A 19,861-nucleotide genomic window follows, 5' to 3' on the forward strand; every position below is an offset into this window, starting at 1 on the left:
GTCCTCCTCTTATTCGTCCTCATCCGGTATACCCGTATGAAGAAATTCGTTCCACTTCTTATTGATTTCTTCCAGTTCCTTCTTCTCCATGATTCGGTTCCGATCATCCAGAATCGCCAGCATCTCATCCGCCACATCCTCCAATCTTGGATTCGAATACCGATACAGATATCCCATCATCCGCGTCGCCGTAAAGTCCGTATTCAGATTCTTCGTCACAATGTCTGCAAATTCCTCTGGGTATCCAAGGCGAAGCATAATGTTATAAAGTTGTATGCTTTGTGGAGATTTTGGTTTCATTGTATGTTATAGTCCTTTCTTAACTTTGTCAATCAATGTAATATCGGCAGGCAACCAGGCTACGCTATCAAGAGAATTCTTATCCAGCCATTTAGCGGCTTCATGCTCTTTTAATACCAAATCTCCCTTCAGAACTTCACACCAGAAGCAGTCCATTGACAGATGAAAAGAAGGATAATCATACTCAATTGTATCTATTAAATCTCCTACCTGAATTTCAGAATCTAACTCTTCTTCAATTTCTCGCTTCAAAGCCTGCTGTGGGGTCTCTCCCTCTTCAATCTTCCCTCCTGGGAACTCCCAACCGCCTTTCATCTCTCCGTATCCACGTTGCGTGGCAAATATTTTATCTTCGTGGCGTATAACTGCTGCCACAACTCTCACTTTTTTCATACATTCTCCTTTATTCTTTCTCTGTATATATATCGCTCTGCAAATACCGAAGCAGGTCCTCCCTAACCGGATGATGCATCTTCGTCCGAATCTTTACTATATCGCGTTCTTTGCCTTTATTGTCCTTCTTCTTTGCAGCTTTCTTCTCCATAATATCAAATTGACCCATATAATAGAAATTCGTCTCTGCATCACTTTTTTTCACAAATAAATGCTTTCTCTTTGCATTACAAACATCTTTCACATATGAACTCTCTATACCCCGACCAATCTGTGTATCCCATCGAAATATCATATTATCCTCAAACGCATCCGCATAATCTGGTTTTCCATCAACATAAGTCTTCTCATCGCTCACTTTTTCCTTATGATATGTCACAAAGATAAAAACATCCTCACCTATCCGTTTCATTCCATACATTGTGGACGATAAATCTTTTCCACAATTCATCAAGAAACTCACATCTCGCCTAGAATACTTCTCATAAAGGACAAATGGTGTGCCATCCACAGTTGCATATTTGTCAGAATATCGTTTCAATCCCACTGATATAATATCATCTACCTGCTTAGAAAATTCCGAATGGCGTAATCTCTTCCTAAACTCATACGACAAACACGCACTCTTTTTTAATGAGTTATCACCATCAGCTAACACAATCAAATCCATATCACTATATTTTTTATATTCATCATCCTTCCCAACAAATCGCCCTTGCAATACATCTATCGCATTATAAAATGACTTTTCATCAATCGAGAACTGATATTTTTCTTCAAAATCCTTACAGAATTCTCCAATATTCAAATTTCCTGTACGAATTTCCCTTCTCAGAATCTCCAGCTCATATGGACGCACCCCACTTAATATTGTCTTAGACAAATATTCCAATATTATTTTTTCTTTTTCTGCTACCTTCCCGACATATAGCTCTTTTTCCATGTATTCTAAAAAATTCTGGTAAGTCTTATATTCCTTAATAATTACAAGGGGATCAATCTCACCATTCTCATAAAAATCAAATAAATACGGTACCCGACCTAACCGATTTTTTAACGAACAATAGCTCTCTTTTATTATTGACCTTATCCCCTTAATCTTATCAATAGAAGCAAATATCTTCTGTTTGGCTATTTCATCAAAATGAACAGTTGAACCACCTGGTATTATATTATTGCCACTAATAACATATTTTCGAATATTATCCGCGTTATATGTTCGATCACCAGAAAGTGCAATAGGAATCATAAAGTTGTTCTTATAATTTCCAATAAAATCTAAGATTACAACAAACTCTTTTCCTTCCGCCTTCCGAAGGCCTCTACCCAGCTGCTGAATAAATACAATTGGAGATTGTGTTGGTCGAAGCATAATAACCTGATTCACCTCAACAATATCCACACCTTCATTCAGAATTTCAACCGAAAAAATATAATCAAGAGGTTCTTCTTCCGAATCGCCTTCATTCATTGCAAGGCGTTCAAATGCGTGCTGCCGTTCTTCCTCTGTTGCTGTTCCATTTAATGCAAGTGTTTTATATCGCTTCCCTGTCTCTGGATTAATCACTTGATTAAATTTATTTGACAGTTCCTCAGACTCATCAATCCGACTACAGAATATAAGCCCTTTTACACGCTCTCCGCTATAGCCATAGAAATTCGCTTGTTCTACGATGTGTTGCACACGTTCATCACTAGTTAAATTATTAAAATCTCGATCTCCAATCTTCGCCTTTGCAAGTTGTTTTTCATCCAACGTCGAAATATCACTTATTCCAAAATAATGAAATGCACAAAGCATATCTTCTTCCATTGCTTGCTGCAAACGGATCTCATACGCAATCTGATGATGAAATATCTCGTAAATATTTCTTCCTTCAATCTCATCATCACGTTTATCTGGCGTCGCTGTCATACCGAGCCATAACTTCGGTGTAAAGTAATGCATAATTTTCTGATAAGTGTTTGCTGATGAATGATGCGCCTCGTCCAGTATAATACAATCAAACGAATCCGGACTATACTTCTTAAGATTTTGATCCTTATTTAATGTTTGCACAGTTGCAAACACATAATCTTTATCATATTCTGCATTCCCAGTGCCAACCAATCCCATTGATACTGATTTTGAGAATACATTTTGATAAGCTTTCTTTGTCTGTCTCGCTAATTGACTTCGATGTACCAAAAATAAAACTCTACGAAATCCTAATTCCCGCATAGCAAAAGCCGATGCATAAGTCTTTCCTGTTCCCCTTCGTGTCAAGGGTGTGATGGGAAGGTTTTTGATATTTTTTCTGATAGGGTTGTTATTCAGTTGTATTCTTATTATGGTTGTTCGCAAATAAGCGTTCTAATACTTCTAGCGTTTTGCCACTTTCTGTATAGAGAAAAGTTCCATCTCCATCAATCGAATAAAGAATATCAAAGACACCTTCTCCAATAGTGCAATTCTGATACCAATCACAATCTGGTGCTATATATTTATCACTAATAATTGCACCTTCTTCTTTAAGAATTTTCATAACCTCTGCAAACTCTTCATCATCAGGTCTTCTCTCGTAGTTTTTAAAATACAACCGGTTATTATCACCAGCCATTCTAAATGTTTCCATTATTAGATATGCACCTACCTTTCATAATGCGGTAGCGGGTTATGACTCCCGCTTTGCAATCACCTAGTTGCACCAATATGTACTACTCAATAAATTCATCTATTATCTTTATAATACGTTCACATTTTCCCAAATAACAATATAACCCTGACACATATCAGAACTATATCATCTTTATGCATCATTACCTTATATTCTTTACTATTTTATTTGATTTAAGATATTTCTAAATCTCTTAAGCAAATCATCATAAGTCATAATATCTACAATATTTTTGTGCTGACGTTTTATAATTTCAAAATCAAATAATTGCTCATCTGTTAAATTATTACTTCTTCCAAGTAACAAAATCCCTTGCGGATTAACTACCTTTAAGCGAAAATTTGAAGGCAAATGATTTCGCACCTTATCTTGTATCTTTTTTACCCTTGCTTCTCCTTCATGATTAAGAATGTATATATACTTTTCTATTTGAACTATTGCTCCTTCAAGATCTCTACTTGCAACGTAATTATTTCTATATTCTGTAGTTGAAACAACTTTAATGCCATCAGGCTTTTTAATTTCTAAAATATCAACAAAACCGGCTGAATCTACCAAAATAAAATCTGGTGTTTTCATATGACGGCCATCTGTTCCAACTTCAATTTCCCTAAAGCGAGCAATATACTTGGGGTATAATACACAAATTATCTCATAAATTCGCCTTTGCCATTCTTTCTCTGAATATGACATTGAATCTTCAAGCATTAGTTCAAGTTCATCATAAGCCTTCTTATACATTTCATATCCCATTAACTTAATATTAGGAAAAGAAGATAATGGCAAATTTGCTTCCTTTTTCTCTAAGTATCTTTCATACGACTCTTTGTTTTTCCATACGCCCTCGACATAGGTCGAAAGCAAATATGATATTCTAGAAGATACATATTTTTTTACCTCATATGAATTTGGAAATACTTCTATCAACTCAAGAAATGCTCTCGACGGTAAATAATTTTCCTCTCCATTTTCATCAGCCACTATACACAAATCATCTTGCAATAATTCATCTATCTTTTTTATCACTGAAGTTTTTGGATATGTAATAAACCACTTATCTGAGATATTCAACTTTTTCTCAATTGAAATATTATGCTTAATTCCAAATACTTCTCTATCAAGCAAATAGTAATTTCCTTTAGTTTTTGCAATTGTAAAACAAATTGATTCGTCATCCTGATTAATTTCAACTATGTTTGTCTTATTTACCCAAAAAGTTCCTTTTATCCAAGTTCCGTCATTTATATTTTGTTCAATTACATCAAAGTTTATTGCAGGCGAATAAATAATATTCAAACATTTTTCTTCGCACACCACCTTAATTGATTTTGATGACATTTCTTATACTCCCTATTCTTGCATTATTCCATCTCTATTCTACCGTCTTAGCAATTCTTTTGTCTTATTTTCATCAGTTACTCATTCAATGTGTAACGATTTGTTTCTATAAAAAGAAATATTTAAGTGCAATATGTATTGTATCGGATTAGTGTTTTCTTCACTGAATCGTTTTCTACACATTCAATTTTTGCATCAAAGTCTCCATACATTATATGTTCAAATTATTTCTACTAAAATTCCAAACGATATTTTCTATCCTTCCTTCACATAACATTACTCATGACACTATTTCTTAGCTTCAAATCTAGAATTCTTTTGATATTTATTCTTGATAACAATACCCAATAAGAACGAAATACTTCCAATTGCAAATCCTATTATCATTTCATCAAATATCATTCTAGCTTGTTCAAAATAATTTAGTGCTATAAAACACACAAGCACAAACATAAAAATTGTCCCTGTAATAGGCACTAATTTACTCCTTACTTCGAACACCGTTTTCCAATCCCTCAGCACCTCTTTAATTGTATTCTTTTGCTGTACTTTCTGAATCGAAATATATGACCCCATCCAAATAGAAAAAGCCATACTTATTACTTCAAAATAATCCTCTTCACCAGTTTGTGCAAACAAAATTATACCTATTACAATCATGCCACCGATACTTATTGAATTACACCATTGCCTTTCTCCATCTGACAATTCTATATTGTATTCAATGACTCCTGTATCTACATTTCTTTCTCTCCAAATCCAGCCAAAAATCTTATATGCAATTTTCCATGTAATCAGCAATATAAGTGCGCCAGCCAACGCAGAACCCTTCCATTGTTTCCAACTCCATATATACGATGCCAGAAATGCCATTATATATCCACTCAACATAAAAAGCATATACAAGATCATCTGCGCGTATTTTCTAAATGTACTCACGAAATTCTTTGTCTGCCATTCAAAACAATAAGTACTCAAGCATATTACCAAAAAAATAATCCACCAAATAAAAAATCCAAACAAATAATTCATTGATTACCTCCAGTGCCTTTAATATATAAATATCAGATACAATTTTTCTATATTTAACACATTTTAATTATACCACCCCATTTCCATATTCTCCACCGAATGTTCTATCTTTTTCGACCTTTCCCATCTCCCCAAACTCATCCTTAAACTTCCACTTTATCTCCACCCTATCCTTAGCATACACGACAATCTCCTCCACAAAAGCACCAACCATTTCCCTATTAAGTCCGGTCAGTTTCAGCTGTCCTCCCAGCATTTCCAAACCTGCCACTTCCGGCACATCCACATCTGCCATCTTGGTGACTGCTGCCCTCTGCTTTTCGATATTCTCCTGCAGTCGCTCAAGCATCTGCTCATATATCTTACGCTGTTCCAGATATGTTTCTTTATCTGTCATACCAAGCTTGTAACTTTCATAAGCTTCACGCAAGTCCTTTTCGATCAGTTCACGACTATGCTCCATATCTGAAAGATGCTTCTCTGCCTGCTTTAATCGCTCTGCCTGTTTTTCCCGCTGCATATCCACAACCTTTCTGGAATCTACCAGTACATCAATCATCATCTGAAGTGCTTTCTTCACAATGCTTTCTATATCGGCATCCAGCACACTGATATTGCATTTTCCATCCGATTTATCTAGATAATGATTTGCGCAATAATACTTCGGTCGACCGGCATAAGTATGAGACAGGCGATGTCCACAGTTACCACAGATCATTTTTCCAGTCAGGCAATGTGTTTCATGCTTTCTTTTGGCACTGGCACATGTATTTCCTTTTCGCATGGCAACGGTTTTTTCAAAATCCGCCTTGTTTATAATTGCTTCGTGACAATTTTCCACACGCTTCCATTCATCCTCTGGGAGTGCTTTTGCGTGTTTATCACCGACATTCTCACTCTTGAAACGACTGTAAACCATCGTGCCGGTATACTGCTCATTTCCGAGGATTCTTCCTATTGCAACATTATTCCAGAGAGGCTTTTTCTCACGATATCTGGCAAGTTGCTTTTCACCTCCTACTTGCATGGCAATATACACTCCCGGTGTATCTATTCCATCACAGTTCAGTCCTTCTGCAATTTTATACATAGATTTTCCAGACAGGAACTCTTTGAAAATGCGCTTTACAATCTGACTGGCAAACTCATCCACAACCAACTTATGCTTGTCCTCTGGACTTTTCACATAACCATAAGGTGCATAGGTAGCTATGTACTTACCGCTGCCACGCTTTGTATCAAGTGTCAATGATACTTTGGAGGACTGTTCCTCACTGAAGAAATCATATAGAATCCCCTTAAATGCAACATCAATCTCACCGATACCACCCACATAATCTGCGCTGTCATAATTATCATTTATGGCAATAAATCGCACACCCATAAAAGGAAATATTTGTTCAATATACTTTCCCTGCTCGATATGATCTCTGGAAAATCTGGAGAAATCCTTTACAATAATGCATGAAATCTGCTTTCTTTTCACCAGTTCCAGCATTCTCTGCATATCTGGGCGATCCATATTTTTACCCGAATAGCCATCATCCACAAACTCCATCACACTCACTTTGCGAAGTTCCTTATTTTTATTGATAAATCCACGGATAAAAGCACGCTGATTGGTAATACTGTTGCTCTCATCTTTTACAAATTCATCTTCCTTTGATAATCTCAAATATATTGCTATCTGCTCCATTTTAAATCTCCTCTCCGTCTGTCATCCTGGCATACTCGTCTTTAAAATTTAGATTAATTACCAGCCTCTTATCTGGATACAGGTAAATACTGTCGACCAGTATTTTAATCATATTTCTATCCAGGGAGACCTCACTTTGAAAACGATAAATCGCTTTCAGCCACTGTATCTTCTTCTCACAGAATCTCTTCACACGCCTACGGCTTGCTTCCTCATCCGTTATCTGCCCCCAAAGTCTCATTATGGCATCTGCATTTTTCTTCTGCCTGCACTTGAAATCTGCCCTGGTAATCTCTCCGGTAACATAAGACTGATACTCTTTGCTTTCTTCGTAATTCTTCCTGTCAATCTGCTTCTGAATCTTCTGAATCCGCATATCATGCTCTTTCAGTTCCCTGTCCATCACGCCTCGCATGGAAGCCTCCGTCCTGTCACTGTCTGTAAGTACTGCAATTTGAGTTGTAAGCAGGTTATGCACCACCTTTATAAGCTCCTGCTCCATAATGGTACAGCCACACTGTTTCCCACCGAAATCATAATTGTATCTGCAGGAATAAAAATACTGACGCTCCAACACTCCATCCTTCTCCAAGATTCTGGAAGCTAAAGGAATTCTTCTGCCACAATTTCCACAGAATAAAATTCCTGCAAAAATGTCCTCTTTTATCGGCAGATTCTTTCCCCTGTCAGATGTGAAAATGCTTTCTTCCACCTTCTTATACATAACAGCTCTTACCTTGTTGAAAAGCTCCTTATCCACGATTGCCTCATGGGTATTTTCAACCACAATCCAATCATTTTCATCCGTAGCATGCCTTGCCTCGTTATCATACAGGCTGGTACGCCTTTTCCCCTGTACCATATTTCCAATATAAGCCTGATTTTTTAAAATGTTGGAAATCGTACCAGGATACCATGCCTTTGCTTCTGCACCTTCCTCCACATAGAGATTCCCCGTTTTCAGATAATCTCCCGGTAATGCAAGACGATACTCCTGAAGTGCTTTCGCAATCTCCCTGAGCGTCACTCCATCTGCTGCCAGTTCAAAAATCTGACGGACAACTGCCGCCGCGTCCCTGTCTATCACATACTTGCGAAGTGCATCCCCGCTATCCACCTTATAACCATATGGTGCATTGCTTCCGGTAAATTTGCCCCTTTCCATATCAAGCCTGCGACTGACTGAAACACGCTTTGAAATATCCTTGGCATACATGTCATTCACCAGATTTTTCAACGCTATTTCCAACGCCTTATTCTGGTTAAATTCTGCTTCCGTGTCAAAATGATCACTTACCGATATAAAACGTACCCCAAGAAACGGGAATATCGTCTCAATATAGTTGCTGGCTTCGATATAATCCCTGCCAAAACGGGACATATCCTTCACAATAATGCAGCTGATTTTCCCTTCTCTGACATCATCCATCATCTGCCCGAATGCAGGTCTGTCAAAACTGGTTCCCGACACTGCACTGTCAACATATTCATGGTATTCTGCAAATTCAGCCTTATCCTTGATAAATTCTCTTAAAATACTCAGCTGGTTGGCTATGGACTCCGACGGTCTGGATTTCAGTTCCACCGACAATCTGGCATAAAGTGCAACACGAAAGGATTTTCTCTGCTTTACAGGTACACCAGCTGTTACCGCTTCCGGTATCTGAACTGCATTAAATCTGTTCTTCGTTCTCGCCATTTACACCGCCTCCTTAAGCTCCAGCACTGGCAAACCATCTACCATGGTGTACACAGGTTCCGCATCTTTCTCATTAACGACATCAAACAATCCGGTAACCTTTTCCATCTCCTGACGATACTTAAACACAATTTCCACCCTGAAATCATCATAGATCAAAATTCTGTCAATAAATGAAACAAGTGCCACACGATCCAGATTTCCAATCACCAGACCTTCACGAAACTGCTCCAGATCCTTTGCCACAACAATTCCATTTTCATATATATTGCGGATGATTGTCTCCTGCTCCCTGATTGCCTGTTCAAGCTCCCGCTCTTTTGCCGAAAACTCCTCGCGGTACCTTGTAAACTGCTCTTTGCTGATAATCTCATCACGCAAATCCTGATACAGTGAAGCCTTAAATGCAGAACATTTTGTAAGCTCCTGCTTCAGTGCAACAATCTCTTTATCATGGGCAACGGCCTCATCATAATTCACATTCAGCTCATCCAGATGTGCCAGCACCTTTTCACAGTCGCACATACTGTTGATATATCCCTGTAATTCTCCCAGCACAATCTGATTCAGGTCCTCCTCACGGATGCAGTGACGACTGCAGGCATCTTTACCGTTCCGGTTATAATTAGAACAGATATAGTTGATATATTCCCTGCCCTTGTATGACTCCTTGCGATGAACCATACTGCTGCCACAATCACCACAATATAAAATTCCCGCATACATATATGATTCGTTTTTTCCAGCAACTGCTATGGTATCCCGACTCATCAGAATCTGTACTGCATCAAAGTCCATCCTGCTGATAATTGCTTCATGCGCATTCTCCACTACCACCCAGTCACATTCCGGTACTGCTATTTCCTTCTTAACCTTGTGACTGACAGTTGTTCGTTTTCCCTGCGCCAATGTTCCGATATACACCACATTCTTAAGAATCCCGGACACTGTCTGGGCAGACCATTTTGACTGTCCTGCGCCTTTAAAACTGGTACTGTATTTTTCTCCGCATTTTGCCTTATATTCCGATGGTGCAAGCACGCCATTCTTGTTAAGAATCCTTGCAATTCCTGATGCACTCATTCCCGAAAGCTTCTTTGCAAATATCCCCTGAACCACACCGGCTGCATAAGGATCCGGCACCAGATGATTCTTATTATCCTCTGCCTTTTGATAACCATATGGTGCAAATGCGCCGATAAACAGCCCATTTCTTCTCAAAATGCCCTGACTGGTACGAACCTTCATGGACGTATCACCGTTATACTGCTCATTCAGCAGGTTCTTGAAAGGAATGATCGTATGCGTCTCACTGCTACTGGCAGTCAGGCTATCGTACCCTTCCGATACCGCAATAAAACGCACATTATATTTCTTAAAAGTTTTCTGTATCAGCTCATCCGCACCAATACGCTCCCTGGCAAGTCGGGATAAATCTTTTACAATAATGCAGTCAAGCTTCCCCGCTTTCATGGATGCCATCATCCTCTGAAACTCCGGTCTGTCAAAATTACTTCCGCTGTAACCGTCATCAATAAAAATATCCACCAGCTTCAAATCATCATTGGCACCTATAAATCCCTCCAGCAAAAGTTTCTGGTTGGAAATACTGTTACTTTCCTTCTTCTCCAGTCCATCAATATCTTCATCTCCCTGAGACAATCTCAGATAAATTCCTGTTCTGTATATATCAATCTGTTTCTTACTCATTACAATTCCTCCTATCGTTCTTCAACTGCTGTAAAAATAGCTTCTATTGATATCTAAGTGACGCTTTCCGTTCTATATAGCAATTCATAACATCCGTAATGCTACAGCTTCCTGCAAAGGTGGACTGAACAGTATATTTTCCATACCGTTTCGCCTTTCCCTGTTGTTTTGCATCATGCTGCGAACACTCCGTCACATTCCGCTCTTTCGTATCTGTTTCCTGCAAAATACACTCTTCTCCTTCCCTTCAAAAATGAAAAACAGCCTGAAAATGTCCTCCTTATGGCTAAATCATGCGACACAAAAACCGCTCTCCATAGTTAACAAAGTCTCTTGTTACATCTGCTGTAACAACCGCGCTACATATCACATTTACACACGAAAGCCGAAAAGCACAAACCCTACAGAAAAGCTAAATAACTTACATCTTTTCTTCATTCTGGTTCGATATTCATTTCAACTTAAACTGTTTTGACGTCATATATTCTTATAATCTCTGACGCCATACTCTGCATCCATACGATGTTTCCGTATGTAAATATGTATGTAAGCTTGCGCTTACTTTGTTGACCATGGACAGCGGTTATTATTTCATGGTGTCTCATCTGCACCGACATTTTCAAGCTGTCTTGCTGTCAACTATTCAATTAGAAAAACTTAACATTGGTCATCACGTTGGCTAGGCGTTCGCAATGTTTTACAGGTATTGTGGCTATTTTTTAATCTGTTTTCCTGCCACATGCTTATATTACATTCCAAGCAAATATTTGTCTACCACTTTTTTCCACATTTTCTGACAAAATATAATTTTCAGCATTTTTACCAGTCACAACCATCACACGAGCCCTTATAAATCATCGGGCAGCCACTATTATGCTGCACTTCCACCTGCTATTTCCTGCCCCAAATAGGCTATCAACAACTCTTCCAAAGTTGATTGTTCACCGTATGACATGGTTACTTTTATGGTATTCCCTTTACCCGTATCCATCTTAATTGTCTTTGCTTTAATATCTATTTTTTCCTCCATCTGCGTTACCTCCATTAAAAAAATCGCTACCCATAGCTCATTTGAAAATGCATAAACTATGGATAACGATTTTGGTTATCACTAATTCTGTTTTGGACTTCTCTTAACGTCCTATGAAGGTATACGCCGGTCTTTCTGACCCCTCATCGCCCCGTATACGTAGAGGTGTACTCACCTCCGGGAATTACAGATGAGCCACTATCTGTGTTCACGACGCCCTTCTCCATTCCGGAGAAGCACTATCTCCCCTACCTGCATTACGGGGATCGGGACGAACTTCTCGCCCCTCATGGGTTATTATCCTTACGCAACATACCTGCTCCCGCATTGCCCGAACTTCCGTCCAGCCTCTTGACCTTCATCTCTCAATCCATCAGCCTACTAATATGATAACTGTGACTTTCATCCTGCGGGTATATGATCCGTAATTTTACTCAAATCTGTAACTGATATTCAGTTGTCAATTTTCATTTTCTCATTGGCTTGTCTCAAGCCTGGATATAGTATAAACCAATCCGGTGTCGTCCACAAGGTACTATCATGGTTTATTTTCTCGAAAAAGGTGTCAGTTTGTGACCTTTTTCTGATTTATGCAAAAGTATCATACCGCTTCGGTCAGTAATTGTACACTTCGGCAGAGTATGAAATTTGCAAATCGTGTATTCATTATACGATGGGTTTTTGTGTTTGTCTATGGACAGGGTTGCTGTTTTTTAAGGAAAACGCACCAGATTTTGGTTGAAATAAGCACAATACTTCTTATTCTTTAAAATGCCCTTCCAAACTAGTCCATCGTTCTATTCACCCACCATTAATTACTTCACGGTTACATACTTTTGATTCTTACTTTGAGGCTTATCCGGAATCGTCATCGCCAAACGTCCTTGTTCAACCAATGGTTTGACATATTTCTTCGTTGGCTTTCTTCCGGAATATCCTAACATTTCTGTGATTTCTAATATACCTTTCGGGGTTTGACAAAATTCCAAAATACGCTTAATTTTCTCATCCTCCGAACTACCCTTACTATCTTCTTGAGTTCCATCTTGGGTCCTATCTTGGGTCCTATCTTGGGTCCTATCTTGGGTCCATCTTGGGTCCTCATCCTCTGTTGATACCCTGGTAAACGGAATGGACACGACAATAGAATTTTCCCTGAACTCATATGTTCCTTTTCCATAAACCTCTGTTATCTTTGGGACTCCACGACCTGTACGCTCACTTATGTGCAGTTGCAATAACATATCTGATAATTTTTGATTTACCGGTACAGATTCACCCGCGAAAAATCCTTCCATTGTCTGTCCCGGAGGAATTGTTCCTCTGGATAAAATCTCTATTCTGTCAGAAAACGCTGTTATCATTGGCGCATTCCCCGTTGTCCACTGATTATGCACAAATGCATTTATCATTGCTTCTCGGAATGCCTCTTCATCAAATAGAGGAATCTCTTTTCTCTCCACTATTCTTTCTCGTTCATCTGCCTGTGGAACATTCAGTACACCACCATACTCAAGAACTTTATCTAACGACATCAGCAAGCAGGTATTTCCGAATTCACGAACAGAATACATCGTGGATGTTTTATCTTTACCTTTAAAAATTGCAAAACGTATCGGAATGCCGCTATTATCTGACATTAACTGCGCCAACATATTATATTTCCCATTGTCCAGCAAAAAGCCAAGATTCTTCTTAAAAGTTCTTTTATTTAGTGTAATTCCCTTTGATGCATAATATACAAACAATTTATCAAATGTTAATTCTTGATTCTCCGATTCTGTATTACAAATCGTAGGTAGCCCAACACGCAATACATGAAATAGGTTCGACTCACGCTCTGGGTATTTATTCAGATTTACTTTACTGGATCCAATGCGTAAATATCTGTTATTATCAAAACTGGTCGGTACTTTAGTTGCTGCAGGTATATCTAAAATGACAACCCTTTTTCCTTCTACTGTAATTTCGTGAAATGAAAAATTGTTATCCGGAAAAACCTGTCTTGCCAAATAATGCTCTAGTGGCTCATTCTTTACATCAACCGTATAATCAAAAGTTGTTCCAATAATTTCATGAGTATCATTGTCTACTCCCCATACCAAATATCCGGCTTCGCGCCCTTCCAATGCGGCAGCATTTGACAACGAAGAAATATATTCACCAATTCCTGCTGGCTCATACCAGTTGGTCTTGAATTCATACCAATTCGCTTCTCTAGGATATTCAATTAGCTCTTTCACTTTGCTTTTATAATCCATGCAAATATCCACCTTTCCTAAAATAGAACTGCTATCTATTAGTCTCATTTTTTCTATTTAAATTATAACTCAGACTTTATTCTTAATTAAAGTCTTCACTTTCATCAAAATTCAAATCAAATATTGCCTCCTCGACAACCTTCACACACTCATCCGTATGCTTCTTAATATCATCACCCCAAAATCGGATAACAGTCCACCCTTCAAACAACAATCTTTTGTTTACCTCATCATCCCTCTCTCTGTTTCTAGATATCTTACTTATCCAAAATTCACTGTTATTGCTCTTCTCCAGCCTGGGTTTTAATACTTCCCAGTCCTTTCCATGGAAAAATTCTCCGTCACAGAAAATTGCTATCTTATATTTTGTCAACACAATATCCGGATTTCCCGGTAACTTTTTATAATTCTTCCGGTACCGATAACCTTTTGCCCATAAAGCTTTTCTAAGGATAATTTCAATTTTAGTATCCTTTCCATGAATATTTTTCATGTTTTTATGCCGTTGTTCTTTAGTCAAAACATCCGCCATATATATCACCTTCTTATACTGTGTCTCCATCATCCAACACAAAACTTCTTTCAAAAGTAACTCCCGCGGCTTCTGCTATATCCTCAAGCTCTGCCACAGTAAAACTTTCTCTTTTCAGTTTTGCATTAAAATTTTGAGGTGTTGTTCCCAATCTCCTTGCCAACTCTGCCAGACTTATTTTCTGTCTGACACATAATACTTTTATTTGCTCAGATATTGTCATTTTTATTCTTCCTCCTTACCATGAGTCAGATGCAAATCCAATATAATTTTATCAGTCTTTCCGTCTGGATAAATATACTGTAATTCATCATAATCAAATTTTGGATTTAATACATGAATCAGACTATGATGATTTGGACACAATATAAGAAGATTATCTGATGAATTATCAACACTCTTTGAAAAATACTTAATATGATGAGCTTCCGCAATATTAACGCCATGTTCTTCACCGACATTTTGACCACATATCTGACATCTATACGCATATAGACGCTTTAACATATTTACTTTCTTTTTAGAATAGGTACGTTCTATCACAGATTTTACCGTCTTATTTAATGCTGCTGTGTTGTCATCAAAGTTTAAATACTGTTCAACATCATATTCTGAAACTTTTTCTCCATCAACATCTAAATTTATCACCTGAGTTTCTTCCATTGTTCCATCCAAAACTGATTTCACAATTTCTGTTATTTCTTTAAACTCCATTACATCCCATTGCTCATAAAGTTCTGTTACAGTCGCTGTTGGTTTTCTGTTATGTTGTCCAGCTCTTCCATTATCAAAAAACACATCAAATTCATCCCGTCTTCGTCTTAAATAAGCATTAGGTTCAACACCCGGACCGGTAATTCGTACTGATAAGTCATCCATCGCTTTTGACACCGGTCCACTATATCCCAATTCACGAAATGCATCATCATTAAACTTTGAAATGTAAAATGCCACTAAAGACTTTTTCTGATTTATTGTCATTTTCTTTCACCTAAAATCTTCCCATTAATATCCATTATCTGTCGGAAAATAGCTTCCAAAACATCAACCACGATACTATTACCTGCCAGTTTAATAAGCTTCTCTGTTGAATACAAATATCTGTTCTTTGTTACCATAGGATTATCACTAATTATCCTGTCAAAATCCGATTCATCAAATCCCATCAACTTAAAGCACTCTCTTGGAGTCAGATATCTCCATTTTGTCTTTCCTCTTGCCCGATTCTTATAAATAATCAAGCCGGAATTAGGATTACGGTCCTGCTTTGTCGTTACTGTATTAACAACGATGTCCCTAATCTCTTTTCCATCATACAACAATTCATTATCTTCCCATATTTTTCTTCTGGAAGGCGTATCATTAGGTTTACTTGCATCAGCTTCTTCCTTATATCGGGGAACATCATCGTAATCTAAACAAAGAATGTCTTTTAACCTTAAATTCCTTTGCTTTAAACGCGTTGCTTCATCCTTTTCCAAATTATGTTCTTCAAAGTACTTTTCTACTTGGGCTATCGTTTCTGCATTATTTTTGCACAATATACTGATCATATACGCTCTTTCTCTTTTTTGAGGAATACCAAAATTTTGAGCATTAAGCCTATATATTTTATTATAATATCCCAGATTTTCTAAAGTTTCCTTCCAATCACCAAAATCTGCAGCATGTGGTTTTGACAGAATATTAGTCACGTTTTCCATAAGCAGAAAGCGAGGTAATTCTTTTCCCATTTCATTCATTTCAAGCAATATACGTTCAACTTCCCAAAGCATACCAGAACGATTATGTGCATCCCTTGCTATTCCACTTTTATTCCCATGCCAGCATCCACATAATGATAAATCCTGACAAGGAAATGAATATGTGAACAAATCAATATTGTCGGGTATATCACTTCCCATAACATCCGTAATACTTACCATATTTCTTGTTTCTTTTATTGCTGCATACAATCTTCGTTTCAAATGCATTGGCATTCGCCTAAACGCCTCATCACTCATAGGTTTCTTTCCATCGGAACTCAGCGATAAACCTTTTAAAAAATTTGTAACATCTTCATCTGAAATATCTGCATATTTATTAATATCAATTTTGCCTTTATGTATCAGACAATATGCCAGTATTGCGTTAATATCCCAATCTGCAGTATTTACAATTTCAAAAGGTTTTCCAATTCTTGTTAATGCTTTTGCCTGACTGCCAATTCCACTAAAAGTTTCAATTACTCTAAACATTTCTTTTCTCCCGGGATCACCATACAGTATATTCCAAGCCATCCAAATCAATGGTATATGTAATTTGCGTTATTGACTCCGGTATATGATCATCCTTAAATGAGGCTTTTGTTATCTTCGGAAATGTATCATCGACCTCATATTTTCTTTTTTCTAATACTTTGTATTTTTCTTCCCTTATACTTGCACCCCGCTCATATCCCAACTGATATAACTGCTGTTCAATCTTATCTTTATCATATCCATCTGCAACTAGTCTATCCTTCATATCATTTATAGATATTCCTGTTCTTGACTGTTCTAATCTACAGAAATATAGCTGTAATCTTTTTAAACTTTGGAGCTGATGCTGTCCAGATATAGTAATAGTAGCACCATAACGTTTTACTGTTGACTTAACTTCATAGCTGCTCTCGTTTCCCTCTATATCGTGGCTCCCAGAATTAACAGCTGTCCATTCCACAGTATTATCCTGAGTGTATAAATCATCTAAAACCATCATTTCTGCAATTACACTGTAGGCTTCCTTATTAGAAATGGTATTTCCCATTAACTCACGCCACTTTTTCCACCATTCCAATGGTTCAGACATAAGATTTTTTCTATCCATTCCGTCAATTCCTGGCTCTACAAACTGCGCACAGACCGTAGCAAATTCATATCGTAAACTATCCAACATACAACTTAGAATAAGATACTTTTTTTCTATCCCACCAATCGCAAGAGTTCTGGAAAACAATCTGCTATTGGCAAATTTTTCTGAAATATCTCTGATATCATCAAATTCAATAGCAACACCATATCCTTCATTATCACGGATAACCATTGCTGAGTATTCTTTTGGTAACGTTTTAATTTCTCTTGCACCATTTTGCGTCGATGCGAAATACTCTCTAATTTCCTCCAGTATTCCCATAGCCTATTCCTCCTCAAAAGTATTCAACACTGTTTTTGCAACTCCATACGCCAATAGCGGAGGTACAGCATTTCCAATTTGCTTAAATGCATCGCCCATAGAACAATCAAAGAAAAAATCATCTGGAAAAGATTGTAACCTTGCAGCCTCCCTTACGGTAATTCCTCTTGGTTCAATTGGATGAATATGACTATATGTATCCTTTCCCAAATGTGCTACTAATGTATGAGATGGTTTTGTTACATCAAGTTTTTTCCATTTATTCTCAAATTTTTCTTTATCATATTGCGGAACCATTTTATTATAGAGACTAATGTATTCCTCACTATCCTTCTCATACCCAAAAAGTTTTGCCTCTTCATAGAATAGCTCTTCTGCTATCTTTGTCGCCGCAATATAATTATCTCCTTGTTGCATTCTCTCAAAGATCGGGAAATCTCTGGTATTCCTTCTGAATGCATTTGCCGAAACACCAAATCCCTCTTTACCATACCAGGTTCTCATTATTTTTTGATATTCATTCTGTGCTTCCGTTTTATATGGATACTCAATATTTAATGACACCAATTTGTATTTTGAGTCTGCTGTCGGAAATACTTCTGGTAAATCTGAAAAAGCATCTCCTACAGTAACCCATGGTTTTAATTCATCTGTTGTTCCATTGGGTTCCACAAAAAATTGACATTGCTTATATCCCTCAAATCGTTTTTGATGCTGAGTCAATACATCAACCTCATTTCGATGTGTTGGATTTGGTAGTTTTATCTCTTTTCCTTCATCCCCCTTGATTGCTACAACAAAAACTCTCTCTCTTACCTGTGGAACACCATAGTCGGCAGAATTAAGTATTGTCCAATATGCCTTATAACCTTTTTTAGTTAACTCAGTACATACTATTTCTGGTATATTTTTACCGCCAAAATTTGTTGATTCCGGAACATTCTCCATCACAACAGCTCTTGCTTCCAATTCGAATACAAATCTCAAAAAATCCTGATACAGATATCCTCTTGCATCTTTTATATTTACTCTATCTTCACCGAGTGATCTAAGTTTCCCGCGACCTGCCATAGAATACGCCTGGCATGGCGGTCCTCCTATAACAATACACCCTTCATCTCCAAAACTATTTTTAAACACACTTGCTTCTATTTCTGTTATATCTCCGCATATATGTGTTTCTTTTTTTCCATAGCGCCAGGAAAGATTGTAAGAAATGGTTTTACATGCTTCTGGCATCAATTCAATTCCTGCCACAATATCAAAACCCGCTTTTTCAAATCCGAGTGCCAATCCACCACACCCTGAAAACAGATCAATAATTTTAGGTAACATTACACACGCACCCCCGCGTCCATAAATAAAGAACGTACATATTCTTTTTCGCCACCCAAATATAATGCCGGATCCACAACCATCACTTTAGCAGTGTTCAATTTCATTACAATTCTGAATAAATCATCCTGCTGCGTTTTTGTGTTCTTATTGTATTCATCAAGAACCTGTTGCTGTATATGACTATAGTAATACATAATGTATCTATATACATTTATAAACGTTCCCTTACGTCCTGTTCTTTCCTCTAAATTCAATATACTGTCAGTTGTAAAACAGGAAGCCTCCAATACTTTGGCAGTTGTCTGCATATCTCCCTGCCACGACAAATGTACGTACCACCAAATTGATCTAAGCCATATTCTTGCAGGTTTGCTCCAATAATGACTCTCATTTTCATATCCCCATCTTTCAGCAACGACATCTGGTATAACCTTTATCGAAAGATATCTCCAAAAATCGTCATTAGCTGCAGCTCTAAGGTTAAATCCCGGCACACGCCACAAATAGTCGTACAACAAAATTCCAATGTGAGCATCTATGTAGTAGTCTTTTTTTGCTATAGTATCCGGGCACTCACTTCTCACCTTTTGATTAAACTCTTGTATATCTTTACGTATCTTCAAATAATCTCCCTCGACTTCCGGCAATGAAGGATAATTCAAAACCCATTCTTTCATTGCATTCTGAGCCTCCGAACGATTTAATGTTTTAATAATCATACT

19 protein-coding genes are annotated in these 19,861 nt (G+C 37.6%); all 19 read right to left on the minus strand.

The features are described 5' to 3' along the window. Positions 1 to 9: 9 nt before the first annotated feature. Entirely contained in the window at positions 10 to 300 is a 291-nt protein-coding gene (locus tag H9Q76_RS12145) for a hypothetical protein (RefSeq protein WP_021985982.1), read from the minus strand. A 6-nt stretch (positions 301 to 306) separates the two neighbouring features. Next, on the minus strand, positions 307 to 693 hold the full coding sequence (gene mutT / locus H9Q76_RS12150) for an 8-oxo-dGTP diphosphatase MutT (RefSeq protein ID WP_249321212.1): 387 nt from the start codon (positions 691 to 693) through the stop codon (positions 307 to 309). Between the two features lie 10 nt (positions 694 to 703). Next, positions 704 to 2,914: a DUF3427 domain-containing protein gene (locus H9Q76_RS12155; protein ID WP_249321899.1), complete on the minus strand. Its 2,211-nt coding sequence runs from the start codon at positions 2,912 to 2,914 to the stop codon at positions 704 to 706. A gap of 88 nt (positions 2,915 to 3,002) precedes the next feature. Beyond that, positions 3,003 to 3,293: a hypothetical protein gene (locus H9Q76_RS12160; RefSeq protein ID WP_249321213.1), complete on the minus strand. Its 291-nt coding sequence runs from the start codon at positions 3,291 to 3,293 to the stop codon at positions 3,003 to 3,005. A 216-nt stretch (positions 3,294 to 3,509) separates the two neighbouring features. Continuing rightward, complete coding sequence (locus tag H9Q76_RS12165; RefSeq protein ID WP_055306277.1) at positions 3,510 to 4,688, minus strand: Shedu immune nuclease family protein; 1,179 nt, start codon at positions 4,686 to 4,688, stop codon at positions 3,510 to 3,512. A gap of 288 nt (positions 4,689 to 4,976) precedes the next feature. Next, positions 4,977 to 5,720 carry a hypothetical protein gene (locus H9Q76_RS12170; RefSeq protein WP_055306278.1) on the minus strand — a complete coding sequence of 248 codons (744 nt, stop codon included), beginning with the start codon at positions 5,718 to 5,720 and terminating at the stop codon, positions 4,977 to 4,979. 67 nt (positions 5,721 to 5,787) lie between these two features. After that, entirely contained in the window at positions 5,788 to 7,416 is a 1,629-nt protein-coding gene (locus H9Q76_RS12175) for a recombinase family protein (protein ID WP_055306279.1), read from the minus strand. A gap of 1 nt (position 7,417) precedes the next feature. Continuing rightward, complete coding sequence (locus H9Q76_RS12180) at positions 7,418 to 9,115, minus strand: recombinase family protein (RefSeq protein WP_249321215.1); 1,698 nt, start codon at positions 9,113 to 9,115, stop codon at positions 7,418 to 7,420. Beyond that, positions 9,116 to 10,825, minus strand: a complete 1,710-nt coding sequence (locus H9Q76_RS12185) for a recombinase family protein (RefSeq protein WP_249321217.1) — start codon at positions 10,823 to 10,825, stop codon at positions 9,116 to 9,118. A 43-nt stretch (positions 10,826 to 10,868) separates the two neighbouring features. Beyond that, positions 10,869 to 11,051: a hypothetical protein gene (locus H9Q76_RS12190; RefSeq protein ID WP_173849754.1), complete on the minus strand. Its 183-nt coding sequence runs from the start codon at positions 11,049 to 11,051 to the stop codon at positions 10,869 to 10,871. A 645-nt stretch (positions 11,052 to 11,696) separates the two neighbouring features. Beyond that, positions 11,697 to 11,855, minus strand: a complete 159-nt coding sequence (locus tag H9Q76_RS12195; protein ID WP_158569753.1) for a hypothetical protein — start codon at positions 11,853 to 11,855, stop codon at positions 11,697 to 11,699. 815 nt (positions 11,856 to 12,670) lie between these two features. Further along, entirely contained in the window at positions 12,671 to 14,116 is a 1,446-nt protein-coding gene (locus tag H9Q76_RS12200) for an RNA-binding domain-containing protein (protein ID WP_249321218.1), read from the minus strand. A gap of 82 nt (positions 14,117 to 14,198) precedes the next feature. Beyond that, positions 14,199 to 14,648: a very short patch repair endonuclease gene (locus H9Q76_RS12205; RefSeq protein ID WP_055306284.1), complete on the minus strand. Its 450-nt coding sequence runs from the start codon at positions 14,646 to 14,648 to the stop codon at positions 14,199 to 14,201. A 13-nt stretch (positions 14,649 to 14,661) separates the two neighbouring features. Further along, positions 14,662 to 14,871 (minus strand): helix-turn-helix domain-containing protein, encoded by a 210-nt coding sequence (locus H9Q76_RS12210; RefSeq protein ID WP_012741086.1) that lies wholly within the window; start codon positions 14,869 to 14,871, stop codon positions 14,662 to 14,664. A 2-nt stretch (positions 14,872 to 14,873) separates the two neighbouring features. After that, the gene (locus H9Q76_RS12215) at positions 14,874 to 15,629 is read right to left on the minus strand and encodes an HNH endonuclease (RefSeq protein WP_118017669.1); all 756 of its coding nucleotides are present in this window, start codon (positions 15,627 to 15,629) and stop codon (positions 14,874 to 14,876) included. Continuing rightward, entirely contained in the window at positions 15,626 to 16,885 is a 1,260-nt protein-coding gene (dcm, locus tag H9Q76_RS12220) for a DNA (cytosine-5-)-methyltransferase (protein WP_243003552.1), read from the minus strand. The genes H9Q76_RS12215 and dcm overlap by 4 nt, the downstream gene beginning before the upstream one ends. Before the next feature lie 16 nt (positions 16,886 to 16,901). Next, positions 16,902 to 17,801: a PD-(D/E)XK motif protein gene (locus H9Q76_RS12225; protein ID WP_118017673.1), complete on the minus strand. Its 900-nt coding sequence runs from the start codon at positions 17,799 to 17,801 to the stop codon at positions 16,902 to 16,904. A 3-nt stretch (positions 17,802 to 17,804) separates the two neighbouring features. Next, positions 17,805 to 19,136 carry a DNA cytosine methyltransferase gene (locus tag H9Q76_RS12230; RefSeq protein WP_118017675.1) on the minus strand — a complete coding sequence of 444 codons (1,332 nt, stop codon included), beginning with the start codon at positions 19,134 to 19,136 and terminating at the stop codon, positions 17,805 to 17,807. Next, a complete protein-coding gene (locus H9Q76_RS12235; RefSeq protein WP_055306289.1) occupies positions 19,136 to 19,858 on the minus strand; it encodes a hypothetical protein in 723 nt (240 codons plus the stop codon). Before H9Q76_RS12235 ends, H9Q76_RS12230 begins: the two co-directional genes overlap by 1 nt. Between the last annotated feature and the right edge of the window lie 3 nt (positions 19,859 to 19,861).

This window comes from Wujia chipingensis (genome assembly GCF_014337155.1).
GTDB lineage: Bacteria > Bacillota > Clostridia > Lachnospirales > Lachnospiraceae > Coprococcus_C > Coprococcus_C hominis.

What these genes read in the sequence shown, in the direction of transcription:
- H9Q76_RS12145 (WP_021985982.1), bottom strand. Translation starts at nt 300, where the DNA reads ATGAAACCAAAATCTCCACAAAGCATACAACTTTATAACATTATGCTT.
- mutT (WP_249321212.1), bottom strand. Translation starts at nt 693, where the DNA reads ATGAAAAAAGTGAGAGTTGTGGCAGCAGTTATACGCCACGAAGATAAA.
- H9Q76_RS12155 (WP_249321899.1), bottom strand. Translation starts at nt 2,914, where the DNA reads ATGCGGGAATTAGGATTTCGTAGAGTTTTATTTTTGGTACATCGAAGT.
- H9Q76_RS12160 (WP_249321213.1), bottom strand. Translation starts at nt 3,293, where the DNA reads ATGGCTGGTGATAATAACCGGTTGTATTTTAAAAACTACGAGAGAAGA.
- H9Q76_RS12165 (WP_055306277.1), bottom strand. Translation starts at nt 4,688, where the DNA reads ATGTCATCAAAATCAATTAAGGTGGTGTGCGAAGAAAAATGTTTGAAT.
- H9Q76_RS12170 (WP_055306278.1), bottom strand. Translation starts at nt 5,720, where the DNA reads ATGAATTATTTGTTTGGATTTTTTATTTGGTGGATTATTTTTTTGGTA.
- H9Q76_RS12175 (WP_055306279.1), bottom strand. Translation starts at nt 7,416, where the DNA reads ATGGAGCAGATAGCAATATATTTGAGATTATCAAAGGAAGATGAATTT.
- H9Q76_RS12180 (WP_249321215.1), bottom strand. Translation starts at nt 9,115, where the DNA reads ATGGCGAGAACGAAGAACAGATTTAATGCAGTTCAGATACCGGAAGCG.
- H9Q76_RS12185 (WP_249321217.1), bottom strand. Translation starts at nt 10,825, where the DNA reads ATGAGTAAGAAACAGATTGATATATACAGAACAGGAATTTATCTGAGA.
- H9Q76_RS12195 (WP_158569753.1), bottom strand. Translation starts at nt 11,855, where the DNA reads ATGGAGGAAAAAATAGATATTAAAGCAAAGACAATTAAGATGGATACG.
- H9Q76_RS12200 (WP_249321218.1), bottom strand. Translation starts at nt 14,116, where the DNA reads ATGGATTATAAAAGCAAAGTGAAAGAGCTAATTGAATATCCTAGAGAA.
- H9Q76_RS12205 (WP_055306284.1), bottom strand. Translation starts at nt 14,648, where the DNA reads ATGGCGGATGTTTTGACTAAAGAACAACGGCATAAAAACATGAAAAAT.
- H9Q76_RS12210 (WP_012741086.1), bottom strand. Translation starts at nt 14,871, where the DNA reads ATGACAATATCTGAGCAAATAAAAGTATTATGTGTCAGACAGAAAATA.
- H9Q76_RS12215 (WP_118017669.1), bottom strand. Translation starts at nt 15,629, where the DNA reads ATGACAATAAATCAGAAAAAGTCTTTAGTGGCATTTTACATTTCAAAG.
- dcm (WP_243003552.1), bottom strand. Translation starts at nt 16,885, where the DNA reads ATGTTTAGAGTAATTGAAACTTTTAGTGGAATTGGCAGTCAGGCAAAA.
- H9Q76_RS12225 (WP_118017673.1), bottom strand. Translation starts at nt 17,801, where the DNA reads ATGGGAATACTGGAGGAAATTAGAGAGTATTTCGCATCGACGCAAAAT.
- H9Q76_RS12230 (WP_118017675.1), bottom strand. Translation starts at nt 19,136, where the DNA reads ATGTTACCTAAAATTATTGATCTGTTTTCAGGGTGTGGTGGATTGGCA.
- H9Q76_RS12235 (WP_055306289.1), bottom strand. Translation starts at nt 19,858, where the DNA reads ATGATTATTAAAACATTAAATCGTTCGGAGGCTCAGAATGCAATGAAA.